This is a genomic window from Micromonospora sp. HM134 (genome assembly GCF_007833915.1).
Taxonomy (GTDB): Bacteria; Actinomycetota; Actinomycetes; order Mycobacteriales; family Micromonosporaceae; genus Micromonospora; species Micromonospora wenchangensis.
Map to the genome: position 1 here is coordinate 1,004,307 of NZ_CP041061.1, position 20,667 is coordinate 1,024,973.

Annotated in this window: 17 protein-coding genes; 9 read left to right on the plus strand and 8 right to left on the minus strand. The window is 73.7% G+C overall.

The window, feature by feature from the left end:
* Positions 1 to 116 precede the first annotated feature (116 nt).
* From FJK98_RS04900 to FJK98_RS04920, 5 genes are all read right to left on the minus strand, one after another.
* Entirely contained in the window at positions 117 to 1,292 is a 1,176-nt protein-coding gene (locus FJK98_RS04900) for an osmoprotectant NAGGN system M42 family peptidase (protein WP_145917964.1), read from the minus strand.
* On the minus strand, positions 1,289 to 3,118 hold the full coding sequence (gene ngg / locus FJK98_RS04905; RefSeq protein WP_145917965.1) for an N-acetylglutaminylglutamine synthetase: 1,830 nt from the start codon (positions 3,116 to 3,118) through the stop codon (positions 1,289 to 1,291). The genes FJK98_RS04900 and ngg overlap by 4 nt, the downstream gene beginning before the upstream one ends.
* 2 nt (positions 3,119 to 3,120) lie before the next feature.
* Positions 3,121 to 4,911: an N-acetylglutaminylglutamine amidotransferase gene (locus FJK98_RS04910; protein ID WP_145917966.1), complete on the minus strand. Its 1,791-nt coding sequence runs from the start codon at positions 4,909 to 4,911 to the stop codon at positions 3,121 to 3,123.
* A 229-nt stretch (positions 4,912 to 5,140) separates the two neighbouring features.
* A complete protein-coding gene (gene msrA, locus FJK98_RS04915; RefSeq protein WP_088642903.1) occupies positions 5,141 to 5,803 on the minus strand; it encodes a peptide-methionine (S)-S-oxide reductase MsrA in 663 nt (220 codons plus the stop codon).
* Between the two features lie 109 nt (positions 5,804 to 5,912).
* A complete protein-coding gene (locus FJK98_RS04920) occupies positions 5,913 to 6,326 on the minus strand; it encodes an HIT family protein (protein ID WP_145917967.1) in 414 nt (137 codons plus the stop codon).
* 125 nt (positions 6,327 to 6,451) lie between these two features.
* Here FJK98_RS04920 and FJK98_RS04925 point away from each other — a divergent pair, with 125 nt between their 5' ends.
* Genes FJK98_RS04925 through ilvA form a run of 3 tightly spaced genes read left to right on the plus strand, consistent with a single transcriptional unit; the run spans position 6,452 to position 10,262 of the window.
* Complete coding sequence (locus FJK98_RS04925) at positions 6,452 to 7,591, plus strand: cystathionine gamma-synthase (RefSeq protein ID WP_145917968.1); 1,140 nt, start codon at positions 6,452 to 6,454, stop codon at positions 7,589 to 7,591.
* Between the two features lie 17 nt (positions 7,592 to 7,608).
* Positions 7,609 to 9,045: an amidase gene (locus tag FJK98_RS04930; RefSeq protein ID WP_145917969.1), complete on the plus strand. Its 1,437-nt coding sequence runs from the start codon at positions 7,609 to 7,611 to the stop codon at positions 9,043 to 9,045.
* A complete protein-coding gene (ilvA, locus tag FJK98_RS04935; protein ID WP_145917970.1) occupies positions 9,042 to 10,262 on the plus strand; it encodes a threonine ammonia-lyase in 1,221 nt (406 codons plus the stop codon). The genes FJK98_RS04930 and ilvA overlap by 4 nt, the downstream gene beginning before the upstream one ends.
* Positions 10,263 to 10,331: 69 nt before the next feature.
* On the opposite strand, the gene greA is transcribed toward ilvA, so the two are convergent.
* Positions 10,332 to 10,832: a transcription elongation factor GreA gene (gene greA, locus FJK98_RS04940; RefSeq protein WP_145917971.1), complete on the minus strand. Its 501-nt coding sequence runs from the start codon at positions 10,830 to 10,832 to the stop codon at positions 10,332 to 10,334.
* A gap of 141 nt (positions 10,833 to 10,973) precedes the next feature.
* On the minus strand, positions 10,974 to 11,408 hold the full coding sequence (locus tag FJK98_RS04945; protein WP_145917972.1) for a DUF4307 domain-containing protein: 435 nt from the start codon (positions 11,406 to 11,408) through the stop codon (positions 10,974 to 10,976).
* Between the two features lie 179 nt (positions 11,409 to 11,587).
* On the opposite strand from FJK98_RS04945, the gene mca reads away from it, so the two are divergent.
* The 3 genes from mca (at position 11,588) to FJK98_RS04960 (ending at position 15,512) form a co-directional block, all read left to right on the plus strand.
* On the plus strand, positions 11,588 to 12,469 hold the full coding sequence (gene mca, locus FJK98_RS04950; RefSeq protein ID WP_145917973.1) for a mycothiol conjugate amidase Mca: 882 nt from the start codon (positions 11,588 to 11,590) through the stop codon (positions 12,467 to 12,469).
* 50 nt (positions 12,470 to 12,519) lie between these two features.
* The gene (locus FJK98_RS04955) at positions 12,520 to 12,795 is read left to right on the plus strand and encodes a hypothetical protein (RefSeq protein WP_088642912.1); all 276 of its coding nucleotides are present in this window, start codon (positions 12,520 to 12,522) and stop codon (positions 12,793 to 12,795) included.
* A gap of 242 nt (positions 12,796 to 13,037) precedes the next feature.
* Positions 13,038 to 15,512, plus strand: coding sequence for a bifunctional diguanylate cyclase/phosphodiesterase (locus tag FJK98_RS04960; RefSeq protein ID WP_228543416.1), 2,475 nt, complete (start codon positions 13,038 to 13,040; stop codon positions 15,510 to 15,512).
* A gap of 108 nt (positions 15,513 to 15,620) precedes the next feature.
* Here FJK98_RS04960 and FJK98_RS04965 read toward each other — a convergent pair whose 3' ends face one another.
* Positions 15,621 to 16,655, minus strand: coding sequence for a phosphatidylinositol-specific phospholipase C domain-containing protein (locus FJK98_RS04965; protein WP_145917975.1), 1,035 nt, complete (start codon positions 16,653 to 16,655; stop codon positions 15,621 to 15,623).
* Between the two features lie 136 nt (positions 16,656 to 16,791).
* On the opposite strand from FJK98_RS04965, the gene FJK98_RS04970 reads away from it, so the two are divergent.
* From FJK98_RS04970 to purE, 3 genes are all read left to right on the plus strand, one after another.
* Entirely contained in the window at positions 16,792 to 18,870 is a 2,079-nt protein-coding gene (locus FJK98_RS04970) for a thioredoxin domain-containing protein (protein WP_145917976.1), read from the plus strand.
* A gap of 128 nt (positions 18,871 to 18,998) precedes the next feature.
* Entirely contained in the window at positions 18,999 to 20,159 is a 1,161-nt protein-coding gene (locus tag FJK98_RS04975) for a 5-(carboxyamino)imidazole ribonucleotide synthase (protein WP_145917977.1), read from the plus strand.
* Positions 20,156 to 20,647 (plus strand): 5-(carboxyamino)imidazole ribonucleotide mutase, encoded by a 492-nt coding sequence (purE, locus tag FJK98_RS04980; protein ID WP_145917978.1) that lies wholly within the window; start codon positions 20,156 to 20,158, stop codon positions 20,645 to 20,647. Before FJK98_RS04975 ends, purE begins: the two co-directional genes overlap by 4 nt.
* Positions 20,648 to 20,667: the final 20 nt, after the last annotated feature.

A 20,667-nucleotide genomic window follows, 5' to 3' on the forward strand; every position in this document is an offset into this window, starting at 1 on the left:
GACCGCAGGGACCGACGCCACGGTGAGGGGCCGGGGCGCTCGGTGAACGGCGGGCACGACGCGCGATGTCGTGCCCGCCGTTCACCTGTTGCTCCGGCAGTGCGGCTACCAGCCGGTCAGTCGATGCCGATCGGGCCCTCGCGGGGGCCGTCCCCGCCCGCCGGCTGCACCGCCAGCGACGGGAAGTCGGCCAGGTCACCCTCCGGCTCGGCGTCCCACTCGGGGAAGACCAGGTCGCTCTGGAGATAGAGGCAGAGCAGTTGGGTCAGGTGGCGCAGCCCGTCGAGGTGGGTGCGCTCGTGGCCGTGGGTGGCGTCCACCCCGAAACCGAGCAGCGCCACCCGGGCGTGCGCGCCCGCCTCGACCGCCGCCGCGACGTCCGAGCGGTAGTAGTCGAAGACGTCGCGGACCAGGTCCACCCCGTGTTCCCGGGCGATGGTGGCCAGGTTGCGGGTCAGGTGGTAGTCGAACGGGCCGACCCCGTCGCCCATCGCCAGGGTCGCCGCGTCCTCCCGGGACTGCTGGCCGGGGGCGACCACCGCCGCGTCCACCGAGACGATCTCGGCGACGTCCGGGTCGAGGCCGTGGCTGGCCCCGTGGCCGATCTCCTCGGTGACCGTGACCAGCAGGTGGGCGGTGACCGTCGGGGTGATGCCGGCGTCCACCACCGCCTTGAACGCGGTCAGCACCGCCGCCACCCCGGCCTTGTCGTCCAGGTGCCGGGACTTCACGTACCCGGACGGGGTGACCATCGGGTTCGGCAGGAACGCCACGAAGTCGCCCGCGTCGATGCCGAGCGCCCGCAGGCCGGCGATGTCCTCGACCGGCTCGTCGACCCGGACCTCGACGTGTTCCCAACCGACGCCCTGCAGGTCGACGTCGTCGTTGTAGCGGTGCCCGCTGGCCTTCAACGGCAGCACCTGCCCGGTGACCACCCGGTCCAGGTCGTCGGTGAAGATCCGCACGTGCGCGCCCTCGGCGAACCGGGCCGAGTGGGTGCCGATGGTCTTCAGCTCCAGCCGGCCGTTCTCCTTGAGCCGCTTGACCATCCCGCCGATGGTGTCGGTGTGCACCACGATCGCCCGGTCCGCACCCGTCTGCCGGGGGCCGGGCAGGCAGGCGCTGAGCGCCCCCCGCCGGGTCAGCGTGGACGGGATGCCCAGCGCGGAGAGCCGTTCCCCCACGTACTGCTGCACGTGGTCGGTACGCCCCGACGGGCTGGGGATGTCGAGCAGTTCCACCAGCACCTGACGGAGGTAGTCCAGATCGATGTCGAGGGGCTTGAGGCTCACGCGACCCCTCCGGGCCCGGCCGGGCTCCAGAGGCGCTGCGGTGCCCGGGTGCCCGGGAAGAGCAGGTCCACGAAACGCTCGGCGGTCGGCTGGGGCTCGTGGTTGGCCAGCCCCGGCCGCTCGTTCGCCTCGATGAACACGTGCTCGGGCTGGTCGGGGGCGGGGACCAGCAGGTCCAGCCCGGTCACCGGGATGTCCAGGGCCCGGCTCGCCGCCACGCAGGCAGTGGCGATCGCCGGGTGCAGTTCGGCCGTCACGTCGTGGATTGTGCCACCGGTGTGGAGGTTGGCCGTCCGGCGCACCGCCAACACCTGCCCCTCGGGCAGCACGTCGTGCATCCGGTGCCCGGCCTCGGCCACCACCTCGCGGGTCATCTCGTCGATCGGGATGCGGGACTCGCCGCCGGTGGCGGCGGCCCGCCGCCGGCTCTGCCGCTCGATCAGCTCGGTGACGTCGTGCACCCCGTCGCCGGTGATCTGCGCCGGTCGGCGGACGGCGGCGGCCACCACCTCGTGGTCGATCACGATCACCCGCAGGTCCTCGCCCGCGCGCAGCTCCTCGACCAGCACGTCGGGGCAGAACCGGCGGGCCAGCTCGACGGCCGTGGCCAGCGCCTCGGCGGTGCGTACCCCGACGGTGATGCCGTTGCCCTGCTCGCCCCGGGCCGGCTTGACCACCACCGGGCCGACGTCGGTGAGGAAGGCCAGGTCGTCGGCGTCGCCGGTGGCGGTCCGGCCACGCGGCACCGACAGGCCCGCCTCGGTGAGGATGCGCCGGGTGACCCGCTTGTCGTCACAGCGGCTCATCGCCACCGCCGAGGTCAGCTCGGACAGCGACTCGCGGGTGACGATCGTCCGGCCGCCGTTTGTCAGCCGCAGCTCACCCCAGTGCGCGTCGGTGACCTCCACCCGGATGCCGCGCCGCATCGCCTCGTCGGCGACGATCCTCGCGTACGGGTTCAGCTCGTCGTAGCCCGCCGGGGTGGCCGGCAGGAACAGCCGCTCGTTGATCGGGTTCTTCCGCTTGACGCAGAGCGTGCCGGTGCGGTGGAAGCCCAGCCGCTCGTAGAGCCGGATCGCACCGGAGTTCTCGGCCAGCACCGACAGGTCGACGAAGGCGCGTCCCCGCACGTCGAGCCGGTCGGCCAGCTCGGTGAGCAGGGCCTGGCCGGTGCCGGGCGGGGCGGTGTTGAAGTCCACGGTCAGGCACCACAGGCTCGCGCCGTTCTCCCGGTCGCCGAAGACCGCCACGTGGTCGACGCCGGTGATGGTGCCGACGACCTCGCCGGTGCTCGCCTCGGCCACCAGGTGCAGGAACCGGTCGGTGCCGGCGTTGTCGACGAGCACCTCCACCGGCGCGGTGACCATGCCGTTGCGGGCGTAGATCCGGTTCACCGCGTCGGCGTCGTCGGCATCGCGCAGCGGCCGGACGACCAGCCCCGGGATCTCCATCCGCTCGGTGGCCTCCGGGCGGCGCTCGCCCAGCGGCAGCCGGTAGGTCAGCGATGGGTCGATGAACAGCTCGTCGGGCAGCCGGGACACCAGCACGTGCGGGTCCCGCAGATAGATGCAGATGTCCCGCGCGCCGGCCGCCTCGGACCGCAGCACCTGCGCCACCGCGATCTGCTCGTGGAAGGTCTGGCCGAAGACCAGCCGTCCCCAGCCGCAGTCCAGGACCACGTCGGACGGTCCGGCCGGCTCCCGGCGCGGCTCCGGGGCGGCACCCGGCGCGACCGGGTCACCGCCGGGGCCGATCCGTTCCCGGCGGCGGCCGAGCACCCGTTCCCGGTCGGTTCGGGCTGTGCCGGTCGCGAGGGTCTCGTTCACGGTCAGTCGATTCCGTGGCTCTGGAGCCACATTTCCAGGAGTCCCAGTTGCCACAGTTTGTTTCCGTTCAACGGGGTCAGTTCGGCGTTCGGGTCGGCGAGCAGCGCATCGACGTAGTCGGCACGGAACAGGTCGCGGCGGCGGGCCTGCGGCGCGGTGAGCGCGTCGCGGACCCGGTCGAGGAGCTTGCCCTCCAGGTGGGTCAGGCCGGGCACCGGGAAGTAGCCCTTGGGGCGGTCGATCACCTCGTGCGGCAGGACCCGGCGGCCGATCTCCTTGAGTACGCCCTTGCCGCCCTGGGCCAGCTTCAGCTCGGGCGGGCAGCCCGCCGCCAACTCCACGAACTCGTGGTCGAGGAAGGGCACCCGGGCCTCCAGACCGTGCGCCATGGTCATGTTGTCGACCCGCTTCACCGGGTCGTCGGTGAGCATGATCTGGGTGTCGATCCGCAGGCCGGCGTCGACGGCGGTCTGCGCCCCGGCCCGGCCCAGGTGGGCGGCGACGAACTCGCGGGCCGGGTCGCCGTCGGCCAACCACGCCGGGTTGAGCACCCGGGCCAGCCCGGCCGCGTCCCGGTCGAAGAACGCCTTCGCGTACGTGTCGAGCGCCTGCTCCCGGTCGATGCCGGCCAGCGGCGGGTACCAGTGGTAGCCGCCGAGGATCTCGTCCGCGCCCTGGCCGGACTGGACCACCTTGACGTGCCGGGACACCTCCTGGCTGAGCAGGTAGAACGCGACGCAGTCGTGGCTGACCATCGGCTCGCTCATCGCGGCCACCGCCGCCTCCAGCGGCGGCACCAGGTCACCGGCGGCCACCTTGAGCTGGTGGTGGTCGGTGCCGAAGGTCTGCGCCACCAGGTCGGAGTAGACGAACTCGTCGCCCTCGCGCCCGCCGACGGCGTCGAAGCCGATGGAGAAGGTGGACAGCCCGGACCGGGTCTGCCCCTCGCCGGCCAGCAACGCCACCACCAGGCTGGAGTCCAGCCCGCCGGAGAGCAGCACCCCCACCGGCACGTCGGCGACCATCCGGCGACGGACCGCCGTGGTCAGCGACTCCAGCAGGGCGTCCTCCCAGTCGCGGGCCGACCAGTCGGCGCGCGACGCGTCCCGGGTGAAGGACGGGTCCCAGTAGACCCGCTCGTGGGTGCGGCCGTCCGGCTCGTAGACCCGGACGGTGGCCGGGGGGAGCTTGGCGACGCCGCGCAGGATGGTGCGCGGCGGCGGCACGATGCTGTGGAAGCTGAGGTAGTGGGCCAGCGCCACCGGGTCGATGCCGGTGTCGATGCCGCCGCCGGCCAGCAGGGCGGGCAGGGTGCTGGCGAACCGCACCACGCCGGGCGTCTCGGCCAGGTAGAGCGGCTTGATGCCGAGCCGGTCCCGGGCCAGCACCAGCCGGCCGGTGTCCCGCTCGGTGATCGCGACGGCGAACATGCCGATCAGGTGGTCGACGAAGTCGAGCCCCCACTCGGCGTACGCCTTGACCACCACCTCGCTGTCGCCGGAGGAGAAGAAGCGGTGCCCCAGGGCCTGCAACTCCTCGCGCAGCTCGCGGTAGTTGTAGATGCAGCCGTTGAACACTCCGGTGAGCCCGGCGGCCGGGTCGACGATGGGTTGCCCGCTGGCGGCGGAGAGGTCGATGATCTTCAAGCGGCGGTGTCCGAGGGCGGTGGCCCCCTGTGACCACACTCCGCTGTCGTCGGGCCCCCGGTCACTCATCGTGGCCGCCATGCGTTCCACCGCCGACACGTCGGCCCGGGAACCGTCACGGCGGAACTCTCCCGCAAGTCCGCACATGCCAGCCAATGCTGCCAGAGGTTGTTGCACTTCGCCTGTTGAGCCGATGTCGGCCGTGTTACGGGATTGCTAGTATGTGCGCCACTCACCGTGACGGTGCCGCGCGACCCGACGTTCCTGCCCGGGGCCCGACGGGTGCCCGATTCGCCCCGGGCCCACGATGTGACAAACACCGCAGGCCCGGAAAACGGCCGCCGGGCGGGTCGCCCGACGGCCGGACGTCGGCAGGTCAGCCGGCCGTACGGGCCACCCCGACCGGGCAGCTCAACCCGTTCGGACCGTGGTTGCAGTAGCCGTTCGGGTTCTTCGTCGGGGCCAGATACTGCTGGTGGTAGTCCTCGGCGAAGAAGTAGTCGCCCAGCGGGGCGATCTCGGTGGTGATCTCACCCTTGCCGGCCCGCGCCACGATCGGTGCGAACGCGTCCCGGGACGCCTGCGCGGTGGCCAACTGCTCGTCGCTGGTGGTGTAGATCGTCGAGCGGTACTGGCTGCCGACGTCGTTGCCCTGGCGCATGCCCTGGGTCGGGTCGTGGTTCTCCCAGAACACCTTGAGCAGGTCCTCGTAGCTGATCACGGCGGGGTCGTAGACCACCTGGACCACCTCGGCGTGCCCGGTCATCCCCGAACACACCTCCTCGTACGTCGGGTTGGCGGTGTAGCCGCCCGCGTAGCCGGCCGAGGTGGTGAGCACCCCCGGCAGGGTCCAGAACAGCCGCTCGGCGCCCCAGAAACACCCCATGCCGAACACGGCGACCCGGGCGCCCTCCGGGAACGGGCCCTTCAGCGACGACGCCAGCACCTCGTGCCGGTCCCCGATCGGCATCGCGATCGGACGGCCGGGCAGGGCCTGGTCGGGGCTGATCATCTCGGCCTTCATGCGGCGAAGGAACACGGTGGAACTCCTCTCGTACCTCTCCCCGCATGCAACACCGGCGGGCCCGGCTTCCTTACCCGCTGAACAGCGCCTCTCGCCCGCTGAGCCCGCCGAATGTCGGCGGGGTTCAGGCCAGGGCGGCGGCGACCCGTTCGGCGAAGGACCGCGTCTCGGCGTCGTCGGCGTAGCGGGTACGCGGCCAGAAGAAGCCGCGCAGGCCGTCGCCCTTCGTCCTCGGCACCACGTGGGTGTGCAGGTGCGCCACCGACTGGGACACCCGGTTGTTCATCGCCACGAACGTCCCGCCGGCCCCCAGACCGGATTCCACGGCCGCCGCGAGGCGCTGCACCAGCCCGAAGTAGCCGGGCAGGTCGGCCGCCGGCAGGTCGGTCAGGGTGACCAGGTGGGTACGGGGCACCACCAGGACGTGCCCCTTGAACACCGGCCGGGTGTCCAGGAACGCCACCCCGTCCGGCTCGTCGGCCACCCGGAACGCCGGCACCTCCCCGGCCACGATCCCGCAGAACACACACCCGCTCACCCGCGCAGCCTAAGGCCCCGCACGCCCGCCCACCACGCGGAGCGGACGCCGCCGGGGCGCAGGCGCGGGATGAGCGGGGGCGGGTTCCGGCCGGCGGGAGTGCGCGGCGGACTAACGTCTGCGGGATGAGTCACGGCTTCGAGACGCTCGCCATCCACGCCGGCCAGGACCCGGAGGCCCGCACCGGCGCGGTGATCCCCCCGATCTACCAGACCAGCACGTACGCCCAGGACGCCGTCGGCGCGCCCCGGCAGGGCTACGAGTACAGCCGCTCCGGCAACCCCACCCGCGACGCCCTCCAGGAGTGCCTGGCCGCGCTGGAGGGGGGCCGGGTCGGGCTCGCCTTCGCCAGCGGCCTGGCCGCCGAGGACACCCTGCTGCGGACGGTCTGCTCGCCCGGCGACCACGTGGTGATCCCCGACGACGCGTACGGCGGCACGTACCGGCTGTTCGCCAGGGTCGCCGAGCGGTGGGGGCTGACGTACACCCCGGCGAAGGTCTCCGACGTCGACTCCGTCCGGGCGGCGATCCGCCCCGAGACGAAGATCGTCTGGGTGGAGACGCCGACGAACCCGCTGCTCGGCATCGCCGACATCGCCACCCTGGCCGGGGTCGCGCACGAGGCCGGGGCGCTGCTGGCGGTCGACAACACGTTCGCCTCGCCGTACCTCCAGCAGCCGCTCGCGCACGGCGCGGACGTGGTGGTGCACTCCACCACGAAGTACGTCGGCGGGCACTCCGACGTGGTCGGTGGCGCGTTGATCGTCGCCGATCCGACCCTCGGCGACGAGCTGCGCTACCACCAGAACGCGATGGGCGCGATCAACGGCCCGTTCGACGCCTGGCTCACCCTGCGCGGCATCAAGACCCTCGGGGTACGGATGGACCGGCACTGCGACAACGCCGAGCGGATCGCCGCCTTCCTCGACGGTCACGCCAAGGTCGCCCAGGTCATCTACCCGGGCCTGCCGGCGCACCCCGGGCACGAGGTGGCCGCCAAGCAGATGCGCCGGTTCGGCGGGATGATCTCCTTCCGGGCGGCCGGCGGCGAGGAGCACGCCGTGGAGATCTGCAACCGGGCCCGGCTGTTCGTCCTCGCCGAGTCGCTCGGCGGGGTGGAGTCCCTGATCGAGCACCCGGGCCGGATGACACACGCAAGTGCCGCCGGCTCGCCGCTTGAAGTTCCCGGCGATCTCGTGCGACTGTCTGTCGGCATCGAGACGGTCGACGACCTGCTCGCCGATCTGGAGCAGGCGCTGGGCTGACCGCGGGCTGGGAAGAGGTGGCCGTGCAGGACATCATGCCGACCTGGGTGGGGGCGACCGCCAAGCAGATCGCCCGGGGCGTACGCCGGGGTGACGTCTCCGCCACCCAGGTCGTCGCCGACCACCTGGACCACGTCGGCCGGGTCGACGGCGCCCTCTGCGCGTTCCGGGTGGTCCGGGGCGGCGAGGCGATCACCGAGGCGGAGAAGGTCGACGAGCAGGAGGAGCTGGCGAACCTCCCGCTCGCCGGGGTGCCGGTGGCGGTCAAGGAGAACACCCCGGTCGCCGGCCTGCCCACCTGGAACGGGTCGGTCGCCGCGCGTACCGGGGTGGCGGAGGCCGACCACGAGGTGGTGCGCCGGCTGCGCGGCGCGGGCGCGGTGATCCTCGGGGTGACCCGGATGCCGGAGCTGGGACTCTGGGCGATCACCGACGACGCGACCGCCGTCACCCGCAACCCGTGGGACCTGCGGTACACCCCCGGCGGCTCCTCCGGCGGGGCCGCCGCGGCGGTCGCGGCCGGGCTGGTGCCGATCGCGCACGGCAACGACGGGCTCGGCTCGATCCGCATCCCGGCCGCCTGCTGCGGCCTGGTCGGGCTCAAGCCCGGCCGGGGCGTGGTCCCGTGCCAGCTCGGCGCGGAGGACTGGTTCGGGCTGACCGAGCACGGCATGCTCACCACCACGGTCGCCGACGCCGCCGTCGGCTTCCAGGTGCTCGCCGGGCGTCGCCCCGACAAGCTGGTCCCGCCGTCCCGGCTGCGGGTCGGCGTGTCGCTGCGCTCCCCGGTGCGCGGCGTCGCGCCGGACGCCCCCAACCGGGACGCGGTGGCCGCCGCCGGCCGCCTGCTCGCCGCCGCCGGCCACGACACCGTGCCCGCCGACCCGGTCTACCCGACCTCGCTCGGCCTCCAGGGCATCGCCACCTGGCTCGCCGCCGCCGCAGCCGACGTGCGGGCCGCCGGCATCGACCGGCGCGGCCTGCAACGACGCAGCCGCCGGCACGTCGCGCTGGGGGAGTGGGCGCAACGCCGGGGGTACGTGCGGGAGGCCGACCGGGCCGCCTGGCGGGACCGCTCCGTCGGCTTCTTCACCGACCACGGGATCGACCTGCTGCTCACCCCGGCGCTGGCCGGGCCGCCGCCGGAGGCCACCTCCTGGTCCGGCCGCTCCTGGCTGGCGAACATGAAGACCAACATCCGGTACGCCCCGTTCGCCGCCCCGTGGAACGTCGCCGGCCTGCCGTCGATCGTGGTGCCGGTGGGTCGCCGCCCGGACGGCCTGCCGGTCGCCGCGCAACTGGTCGGCCCGCCCGGCTCGGAGCTGCTGCTGCTCGGGGTGGCCGGGCAGTTCGAGATGCAGGCCCCGTGGACCCGGCACGCCCCCGGCTACCCCCGGGTCGACACGCCCTCCCCGGCCGTCGGGCCGAGGGCTGGTGGCACGATCGGGGCATGACGGAACTGGTCGACCTCGCCGACGTACGGGCCGCCCGGGAACTGCTCGCCGGGGTCACCCGGACCACCCCGCTGGAGCCGTCCCGGCCGCTGAGCGCGGCGCTGGCCGGCCCGGTCTGGCTCAAGTGCGAGAACCTGCAACGCGCCGGCTCGTACAAGGTGCGCGGCGCGTACGTGCGGATCTCCCGGCTGTCGGCGCGGGAGCGGGAGCGGGGCGTGGTCGCGGCCAGCGCGGGCAACCACGCCCAGGGGGTGGCGCTCGCCGCCGGCCTGGTCGGCACCCACGCCACCGTGTTCATGCCGGTCAACGCGCCGCTGCCGAAGGTGGCCGCCACCAAGGGGTACGGCGCGCGGATCGAGCTGATCGGCAACACCGTCGACGAGTCGCTGGTGGCCGCGCAGACCTTCGCGGAGCGGACCGGCGCGGTGTTCATCCACCCGTTCGACCATCCGGACGTGATCGCCGGGCAGGGCACCGTCGCGTTGGAGATCCTCGAACAGTGCCCCGAGGTCGAGACGATCATCACGGGGGTCGGCGGTGGCGGCCTGATCTCCGGGATGGCGGTGGCCGCGAAGGCGCTGCGGCCCGACGTCCGGATCATCGGCGTCCAGGCGGAAAGCGCCGCCGCGTTCCCGCCCTCCCTGGCCGCCGGGGAACCCGTCCGGCTGCCGGCGTTCGCCACGATCGCCGACGGCATCGCGGTCGGCCGGCCCGGGGAGATCACCTTCAACCACGTCCGCAAGCTGGTCGACGAGATGGTCACCGTCGCCGAGGAGGACATCTCCCGGGCGCTGCTGATGCTGCTGGAACGGGGCAAGCAGGTGGTCGAGCCGGCCGGGGCGGTCGGGGTGGCCGCGCTGCTCGCCGGTGCGGTGCAGGTGCGGACCCCGACGGTGGCGGTGCTCTCCGGCGGCAACATCGACCCGCTGCTGATGATGCGGGTGATCGAGCACGGTCTCGCCGCCGCCGGCCGCTACCTGCGGGTCACCGTCCGCTGCTCGGACCGGCCCGGTCAGCTCGCCTCGCTGCTCACCGAGATCGCCGAGCACCGGGCGAACGTGGTCGACGTGGAGCACCAGCGGGCCAACCCGCACCTGCGGCTCGGCGAGGTGGAGGTGGCCCTGTCGGTGGAGACCCGGGGCGTCGAGCACTCCGACACGCTGATCAGCGCACTGCGGGCCAGCGGTTACCAGGTGGCCCTCACGGCCGAGGCGTGAGCCGGACGTCACGCCCCGGCGGGTGGCGGGGGACGCCGCCGGGGCCGGTGGACCCGGCGGCGGCGCGGCTCAGCCGGAGAACGGCTCGAAGCTGACGATCGTCACCTTGATGTCCGCCCCGCTGGGCGCGGTGTAGGTGCACGCCTGACCGGGACGGCCGCCCAGGATGGCCTTGCCGAGCGCCGACTCGGGGCTGTAGACCGTCAGCTCGGTGGTGGCGGCGATCTCCCGCGACCCGAGCAGGAACGTCTCGGTGTCGCCCTCGTCGTCGTCGAAGTAGATCGTCACGACCATGCCCGGTGCCACCACGTCGGCGGTCGGCGCCTCGCCGACCTGGGCGGTGCGCAGCAGTTCCTTGAGGTAGAGGATGCGGCCCTCGGCCTTGCCCTGCTCCTCGCGTGCGGCGTGGTAGCCACCGTTCTCCCGCAGGTCGCCCTCTTCCCGCCGGGCGTTGATCTCGGCGGCGATGACCGGCCGGTTGGCGATCAGCTCGTCGAGCTCGGCCTGGAGGCGGTCGTGCGCGTCCTGGGACAGCCAGGTGGCGGGCGCCTTGTGGTCATTGGTGGACACAGGCGTACTCCTCGGATGTGCGTGCTGGCTGACAGGTGACTTACCAACCTACCAGTGGAGCGCACTCCCGGGCGTCGTCGATCACCCGGCCGGGGGACGGCCGGCGGCCCGCCGCGACCCGGGGCCTGGTCCCGTCGCCGCTCAGCCGGCCGGACGGCAGCGGACCACCTCGCCGATGAACGGGCGTTCGGTGGTGCTGACCCGGTGCCGGGTGGTGACGTGCCGCTGGCCGGAGGCCGCCGTCACCGTGACCTCCTCGTGGCCCACCTCGGCCCCGGCGTGCGAGCGGGCCCGGACCAGGCACACCGCCGCACCGCCCGCGGGCACGGTCACCCGGAAGTCGACCCGGACGCCGGTGTCGTCGACATCGGTGTAGGTGATCACCTCGGGCTTGTACTCCGGGTCGCCGTAACGCTGGTAGAGCTGCGTCGAGGCCAGCACCAGACCGGCGGTCAGGGCCGCCGCCAGCACCCAGCGCAGCAGGGGGCGGCGGCGCTCGGGCTCCCGCCGGCGTCCGTACCGGCCGGGCGGGAACACCGGCGCGGCCGAGGGAACTGTGGCGTGCGTCTCGGTCACCGGCGGGTATCTCCTGGCGTTGTTGTCGGCGGCATCGGCAAGAATGACAGGGTCCATCTTCCCAGCCCGGGGCCGAGCCCGGCCCGGCAGGTCGGCAACCGCGCCGGCAGGTCACCACGACAGGTCGGGCGAGCGACCCGGAGCGGGCCGCCGACGGGCACAGACGAGGAGCGCCCACGTTGGCAGAGAAGCTGCGGCTCATGGCCGTGCACGCACACCCGGACGACGAGTCCAGCAAGGGCGCCGCCACCATGGCGAAGTACGTCGCCGAGGGGGTGGACGTGCTGGTCGTGACCTGCACCGGCGGTGAGCGGGGCAGCGTGCTCAACCCCAAGCTGGACCGCCCCGAGGTGTGGGCCAACATCGGCGAGATCCGGCGGGCCGAGATGGACGCCGCGCGTGCCGTCCTCGGCGTCGAGCAGGCCTGGCTGGGCTTCGTCGACTCGGGCCTGCCCGAGGGCGACCCGCTGCCGCCGCTGCCCGAGGGGTGCTTCGCCCTCCAGGACGTCGAGGTGGCGGCCGGGCCGCTGGTGAAGCTGATGCGGGAGTTCCGGCCGCACGTCGTCACCACCTACGACGAGGACGGCGGCTACCCGCACCCCGACCACATCATGTGCCACCGGGTCAGCGTGGCGGCGTTCGACGCGGCCGGCGACCCCGACCGCTACCCGGAGCTGGGCACCCCCTGGCAGCCGTTGAAGCTCTACTACGACATCGGCTTCTCCAAGGGCAAGATCACCGCCCTGCACGAGGGCATGCTGGCCGCCGGCCTCACCTCGCCGTACGACGAGTGGCTCAAGCGGTGGGACGAGCGGCCGGACAAGGGCACCCGGATCACCACCCGGGTCGAGTGCGCCGAATACTTCCCGGTCCGCGACGACGCGCTGCGCGCCCACGCCACCCAGGTCGACCCGGACGGCTTCTGGTTCCACGTGCCGATCGAGTTGCAGCAGCGCGCCTGGCCGACGGAGGACTTCCAGCTCGTCCGTTCGACGGTCGACTCCCCGCTGCCGGAATCCGACCTGTTCGCCGGGGTACGCGAAGCCGCCCATGCCGGGTGACCGGGGTGCGGGGCTACGCTGACACTCCACCGCACATCGGAGAAAACACCATGCTGAACGCTGTCCAGGTGCTCGCGGAGAACAACTTCGGTGACACCCGCACGGGCGGCCTGGCCGGGCCGATGGGCCTCTTCCTCATCGTGCTCCTCGGCACCGCCACCGTCCTGCTCATCCGCAACATGAACTCCCGGCTGCGTCGGCTGCCCGAGCGGTTCCCGCACCAGGGTGGTCCGGTCGGGACCGATTCGTCGGCTACCGGTCCGTCGGACGGGACGACGGGGCAGGAATCACGTACGAACCCGCCCAGCGGCCACCAGCAGCCCTGAGTGGGGTGACCGGAGCGTGAATCACGCCGATCCGGGTCGTCGCCCCCTGTTGCGGCCACCCGGATTGGCTTAGCCTTCCGCCGGGGGACGAAAGTCCCTGAGCCGTGCGCGGGAGGGGGTGCCATGACCGTCGTAGCCGCGTTCGTCCGTCGCGCCGTCGACGGCCCCGCGGACGGAGCCGGGCGGTGACCTCCGGCAGGGCCGGCGCGTCCGACGACGGGCCGACGCCGCCGGAGACTCCGCTGCGGGTGCGCGTCCTCACCCTCGCGGTGACGGTGACCGCCCTGGTGGCGGTGCTGGTCGGCCTGCGCCTGCCCACCGCCCTGCCGGCCGACGATCCGCTCCCGGCCGTCGCCCGGTTCGGCATCGTCGCGGCCGTGTTCGCCCTGGCCCAGCTCGCCCGGCTGCGGTTCCGCACCGCCACCGGCATGGTGAGCATCACCTGGGGCGAGGCCGCCCTGATCGTCTGCCTCTACCTGGCGCCGGCCGGCTGGCTGCCGGCCGCCGCGCTGCTCGGCACCGGCGCGGCCTGGACGGCGATGTCGCTGGCCGCCGACCGCCGTCCCCCGGTGGAACTGGTCCGGATCGCCGCCTCGCTGACCGCGGCCACCGCGCTCGCCGTCGTCGTCGCCACCGCGCTGGGTGAGCCGTTCCTGGCCGGCCCCACCCCGACGCTCGTGCCCGCCCTCGTCGCCGGTGCGGTCACCTACCTGCTCACCACCGCCGGGCTGGGCGGTGCCACCCTGGCCCTGCGGCACGGCGTGGCGGTCGGCCCGGCACTGCTCGTCGCGCTGCGCGGCAAGGTGCTGATGTTCGTCGGCAACGTGATGGTCGGGCTGGTCGTGGTGGCGTTGCTGGAGGTCGACCCGCGCTGGCTGCTGCTGCTCCCGCCGCTGCTCTGGCTGCTCCAGCAGACCTACCGGCACCGGCTGCGCGCCGACCAGGAACAGCGCACCTGGCGCGCGTTCGCCGAGGCCACCGCCGCGCTCAACCAGCTCGACGAGCGGGGGGTGGCCACCGCTGCGGTGACCGGCGCGCTGGCCCTGTTCGGCGCGGAACTGGTCGACGTGGACGTGGCCCGGGGCGACGGCCGGTGGCGGCGCTACCGGGGTGACTCCTCGGGCCGGCTACGGGACCGGGAGGCCGGGCCACCCGCCGGCGCGGCCCCGGACTCCCACGAACTCGTCCGTCCGCTGGCCGTCGGTGACGTGCAGGTCGGGCAGATCCGGGTCCGGTTCCCCGTCTCCGGGCCGCCGGACGACCGGGAACGGGACGCGCTGGCGGCCTACTCCGACGCCCTGGCCGCCGCCCTGCACGACGCGGCCACCCACCGGGAGCTGCGGCTGGTCAGCGCCCGCTCGTCGTATGACGCGGTGCACGACGCGTTGACCGGGCTGGTCAACCGGACGGCCATGCTGAGCAAGGGCGACCAGGCGTTGCGGCAGCTCGCCCACGATCATCCGGTGGCTCTGCTGCTGCTCGACATCAACCAGTTCAAAGAGGTCAACGACACCCTCGGGCACGCCGCCGGTGACCAGTTGCTGCGGCTCACCGGCAACCGGCTGGGCACCCTGGCCCGTCCCGGTGACCTGCTCGCCCGGCTCGGCGGCGACGAGTTCGCGCTGCTGCTGACGTCGGTCCCGGTGATCGGCGACCGGGCCGCCCCGATGGCGTACGCGCTGCGGCAGGCCCGGGAGATCGCCGAGCGGCTGGCCGTGCCGACCGAGGTGGCCGGGGTGCGGATGTCGGTGGAGGTCTCGGTGGGGGTGGTGGTGGCCGGGGCGGGCACCGCCGACCTGACCGAGCTGCTGCGCCGGGCCGACATCGCCATGTACCAGGCGAAGGAGGGCGGCGGCAGCGTCGCCGCGTACGACAGCACCCGGGACGCCGCCAGCACCGACCAGCTGGCCCTGCTGGCCGAGCTGCGGGAGGCGTTGCAGGCCGACGACCAGCTGGTGCTGGCCCTGCAACCGGCGGTCGACCTGGCCACCGGCGCACCGACCGGGGTGGAGGCGCTGATCCGCTGGCAGCACCCCCGGCGGGGCTGGCTCGGCCCGGCCGACTTCATCCGCCCGGTGGAGAACAGCGAACAGCTCGGCACGTTCACCCGGTACGTGCTGGACAAGGCGCTCTCGGTGGCCGCCGGGTGGGCCCGGGACGGGCTGGACGTGCCGATCTCGGTGAACCTCTCGGCGCGCAGCCTGCTCGACCCCCGGCTGCCGGCGGAGATCGCCGACGCGCTGCGCCGGCACCAGGTGCCGGCGCACAAGCTGGTCCTGGAGATCACCGAGACGGTGGTGATGAGCGAGCTGGAGGTGATCGACGAGGTGCTGGCGACCCTGCGCACGATGGGTGTCCAGTTGGCCGTCGACGACTTCGGCACCGGATTCTCGTCGCTGTCGTTCGTGACCCGGATCGCGGTGGACGAGTTGAAGGTGGACCGCTCCTTCGTGATCCGGATGGCCGACTCGCCGGAGGCGGCGGCGATCGTCCGGGCCACCGTGGGGCTCGCCCACGAGCTGGGGTTGCGGGTGGTCGCCGAGGGGGTGGAGACGGCCGAGCAGCGGGCCGCGCTGGTGGCGTTGGGCTGCACCGCCGCCCAGGGCTACCACTTCTTCAAGCCGATGCCCGCCGACAAGATCGGCGCGGTGCTCGGTTCGCTGCGCGACTCCGCCGAGTCGAACGTCTTCCCGCTGCGCGCCGACGGCGCCTCCTGACCGGGCGTGCCCGTCCCCGTCGGGCGTGATCGACTCAAGGTCGCCGATGTAGCGGTATCCCGGTGGAGGGACACCGCTACATCGGCGACACAGCGCAGAGTCGCCCGGTCAACCCCGGGGGACCACCTCGCCGACCACCGCCGGCAGGGCCGCCCAGTCGGCCGACGCGACGCTGGCGTGGGCGGCGGCGAGCTGGGCGAGCCGGGCGCGGGCGGCCGTCGGGTCGGTGTTGCCGACCGCCGGTGGGACGTTCTGCGCGTCGGTCATCACCAGCAGGTAGTGGTTGGTGTCGTACCAGGAGGTGTCGATGCCGCCGGTGACGTACGCGCTGGCGTCCCCGTCGAACAGCACGAACCACGGGCGCAGGCCGGTGTCGGCGTACCTGGTGCGCGGGTCGCCGGCCTGGGCCCGGTGCACCGCCGGGAACGCCTGCGCCTGGCCGAGGGTGCCGGCCGCCGCCAGGCCGACGAGGTGCTGGGCGTACTCGATGTCGGTCCACAGGGTGTCGGTCGGGTTGCCCTCCTCGACGGTGCCGGGGATCAGCTCCACGATCACCTTCCCGGCGAGCTGCCCCCGGGTCGGCCAGGCGTTCGCGCGGGCGGCGGCGTCCAGGGTGGCGTACCCGCCGCGCAGGTCGGCGGGGCGGAACACCCGGCTGCCGAGCCGGGCGGCGAGCACCGCGTCGAGCTGCACCGGCCCCTGCCCGGTACGGCTGCTGAAGCCGGTCTTCAGCTCCAGTTTGAGCTGGAGCGGCCCGGCGTCGGGGTGGGCGTCGAACCAGAGCCGGATGTCGTCCAGGCAGTTCTCCAGGTTCTTGTTGCGGGTGCCGGTGTAGAGCTGCGCGGGGGTGGTGGCGGCGACGCAGTTGTTGTCGTTGCCCAGCGGGTTGGAGTGGCTGACCCGCCACTGCTTGGTGATGATGTCCGGCCAGACGTCCAGCTCGATCAGGCCGGGGCGGGCGTCGAGCGCCTGCGCCAGATAGGTGTACGTCCCGCGTTCGTACGCGTTGTGCGTGCCGACCACGGTGGTCGCCGAGACCCGGGTGCCGGGGTCCACCGCGGCCGAGGCGGGGGCGGCGGTGCTGAACACCGCCGCCACCACCGCGACCGACGTGAGCGCCGACAGGAGACGGGAACCGCGCATGAGGTACCTCCTCGCAGGGCGGTGCCGGTCACCGCACCCGCACAGATCAAAGACGATGAATGTGAACGGGGGAAGGCCCGGTTTCGGCGGGACGGTTGCCCCGGCGGGTGCGCCCGGGGGTGGATAGGGTCGTCGGGTGAACCGACTCGCCCAGGCCACCTCGCCGTACCTGCTCCAGCACGCCGACAACCCGGTCGACTGGTGGCCCTGGTGCGACGAGGCGTTCGCCGAGGCCCGCCGGCGCGACGTCCCGGTGCTCATCTCGGTCGGCTACGCCGCCTGCCACTGGTGCCACGTGATGGCCCACGAGTCGTTCGAGGACGAGACGGTCGGCGCGCTGGTCAACGCCGGCTTCGTGGCGATCAAGGTGGACCGTGAGGAACGCCCCGACGTCGACGCCGTCTACATGACCGCCACCCAGGCGATGACCGGCCAGGGCGGGTGGCCGATGACGGTCTTCGCCACCCCCGACGGCACCCCGTTCTTCTGCGGCACCTATTTCCCGAAGCCCAACTTCGTCCGGCTGCTGGAATCGGTAGGCACCGCGTGGCGGGAGCAGCGGGAGGCCGTACTGCGGCAGGGCGCCGCGGTGGTCGAGGCCATCGGCGGCGCCCAGGCCGTCGGCGGCCCCACCGCCCCGCTCACCGCCGGACTGCTCGACGCCGCCGCCGACCAGCTCGCCGCCGAGTACGACGAGACCAACGCCGGCTTCGGGGGCGCACCGAAGTTCCCCCCGCACATGAACCTGCTCTTCCTGCTCCGGCACCACCAACGCACCGGCTCGACGCGCAGCCTGGAGATCGTCCGGCACACCGCCGAGGCGATGGCCCGGGGCGGCCTGCACGACCAGCTCGCCGGCGGGTTCGCCCGCTACTCGGTGGACGCCCACTGGACGGTGCCGCACTTCGAGAAGATGCTCTACGACAACGCCCTGCTGCTGCGGGTCTACACCCAGCTGTGGCGGCTCACCGGCGACCCGCTGGCCCGCCGGGTGGCCCGGGACACCGCCCGGTTCCTCGCCGACGAACTGCACCGCCCCGGCGGCGGTTTCGCCTCCGCGCTCGACGCCGACACCGACGGGGTGGAGGGCCTCACCTACGTCTGGACCCCCGCGCAGCTCGTCGCGGCGCTCGGCGAGGACGACGGCCGCTGGGCCGCCGACCTGTTCGACGTCACCGAGGTCGGCACCTTCGAACCCCGCCCGGCCGCCGGCTCGGACGCGGCCGGGCACGGCACCGCCGGCACCAGCGTGCTGCGGCTGGCCCGGGACGTCGACGACGCCGACCCGGAGATCAGGGACCGCTGGCGCAGCGTGGTGGGCCGGCTGCTGGCCGCCCGGGACACCCGCCCCCAACCGGCCCGCGACGACAAGGTGGTGGCCGCCTGGAACGGCCTGGCGATCACCGCGCTCGTCGAGTTCCTCCAGGTCGTCGCCGTCCGGGTGACCTCCGACGACGAGGACGCCAACCTGATGGACGGGATCGCCATCGTCGCCGACGGGGCGCTGCGCGACGCCGCCACCCACCTGGCCGACGTGCACCTGGTCGACGGCCGGCTGCGGCGGGCTTCCCGGGACGGCGTCGTCGGCGAGCCGGCCGGCGTGCTGGAGGACTACGGCTGCGTCGCCGAGGCGTTCTGCGCGCTGCACCAGCTCACCGGCGAGGGACGCTGGCTGGAACTGGCCGGTGGCCTGCTCGACGTCGCGCTGGCCCGGTTCGCCGCCCCCGACGGCGGCTTCTACGACACCGCCGACGACGCCGAACGCCTGGTCGCCCGGCCGGCCGACCCGACCGACAACGCCACCCCGTCGGGCCGGTCGGCGGTCGCGGCGGCGCTGACCGCGTACGCGGCGTTGAGCGGGGAGAGCCGCTACCGGGAGGCGGCCGAGGCGGCCCTGTCCACGGTCGCGCCGATCGTCGGCCGGCACGCCCGGTTCACCGGGTACGCGGCCACCACGGGCGAGGCGCTGCTCTCCGGGCCGTACGAGATCGCGGTGGTCACCGACGACCCGGCCGGGGACCCGCTGGTCGCCGCCGCGCACCGGCACGCCCCACCCGGCGCGGTGGTGGTCGCCGGCCGGCCCGACCAGCCCGGCGTGCCGCTGCTCGCCGACCGCCCGCTGGTCGACGGGCGGCCCACCGCGTACGTCTGCCGGGGGTTCGTCTGCCAGCGGCCGGTGACCTCGGTCGACGACCTGGTCGCCCAGCTCGGCTGAGCCCGCCCGGAGTCCTCCGGCTCCCGACGGCCTCCGGCGGCCGGGCCGGCGGTCGGGCGTGGCCGTCCGACCGCCGGGGGTGGCCCTCGGGTCGGCCGGCGGGCCGGCCCGGTTAGGCTGGCGGCGCTATGGACTCCCGTACCGGTCTGCCCGTCGTCGGCATGGTGGGTGGCGGCCAACTGGCCCGGATGACCCACCAGGCCGCCATCGCCCTCGGCCAGTCACTGCGTGTGCTGGCGCTCGCCCCCGACGACGGCGCCGCGCTCGTCGCCGCCGACGTGCAGTACGGCGACCACACCGACGTCGCCGCGCTGCGTACCTTCGCCAAGGGCTGTGACGTGGTCACCTTCGACCACGAGCACGTCCCGACCGAGCACATCCGCACCCTCGCCGCCGAGGGCGTGAAGCTGTTCCCACCCGCCGACGCGTTGCTGCACGCCCAGGACAAGCGGGTGATGCGGGAACGGCTCGGCACGCTGGGCGCCCCCAACCCGGCCTGGCGGCCGGTGGACGACCCGGCCGACCTGCTCGCCTTCGGCGCGGAGCACGGCTGGCCGGTGGTGCTCAAGGCGGCCCGGGGCGGCTACGACGGGCGCGGTGTGTGGCTGGTCGACGACGCCGGGCAGGCCGCCGAGCTGGCCGCGACCCTGCTCGCCGGCGGCACCCCGCTGCTCGTCGAGGAGCGGGTGCCGCTGCGCCGGGAGCTGGCGGTGCAGGTGGCCCGCTCGCCGTTCGGGCAGGTCGCCGTCTATCCGGTGGTGGAGACCGTGCAGCGGGACGGGATCTGCGTCGAGGTGCTCGCCCCCGCGCCCGACCTGGTGGAGGAACTGGCCGTCGCCGCCCAGCAGCTCGCCATCGACCTGGCCACCGCGCTCGGTGTGGTCGGCCTGCTGGCGGTGGAGCTGTTCCAGACCGACGCCGGGCTCGTCGTCAACGAGCTGGCGATGCGCCCGCACAACTCCGGGCACTGGACCATCGAGGGGGCCCGGACCTCCCAGTTCGAGCAGCACCTGCGGGCGGTGCTCGACTACCCGATGGGGGACACCTCGCTCGCCGCCCCGGTGGTGGTGATGGCGAACGTGCTCGGCGGCGAGCCGGGCGGGATCTCCCTCGACGAGCGGCTGCACCACCTTTTCGCCGCCGAACCGGGTGCCCGGGTCCACCTGTACGGCAAGCAGGTCCGACCCGGCCGCAAGATCGGGCACGTCACGGTGCTCGGCGACGACCTGGACGACGTACGGGCGCGGGCGGCGCGGGCCGCCCGCTGGCTGCGGGAGGGGCACGGGTGAGCACCGTCGGGCTGATCATGGGCAGCGACTCGGACTGGCCGGTGATGAAGGCCGCCGCCGCCACCCTGGACGAGTTCGACGTCCCGTACGAGGTGGCGGTGATCTCCGCGCACCGCACCCCGGTCAAGATGATCGAGTACGGCCGGGACGCCGCCGACCGGGGACTGAAGGTCATCATCGCCGGGGCGGGCGGGGCCGCCGCGCTGCCCGGCATGGTCGCCTCCGTCACCCCGCTGCCGGTGATCGGTGTGCCGGTGCCGCTGAAGCACCTGGACGGGATGGACTCGCTGCTGTCCATCGTGCAGATGCCGGCGGGGATTCCGGTGGCCACCGTGTCGATCGGCAACGCCCGCAACGCCGGCCTGCTCGCGGTCCGCATCCTGGCCGCGACCGACCCGGCCCTGCGCGCCCGGATGACCGCCTTCCAGGCCGACCTGGAGGAGCTGGTCGCCGAGAAGGACGCCGCCCTCCGCGCCTCCCTGACCTGACCCTGGGGCGGGACCGCCCC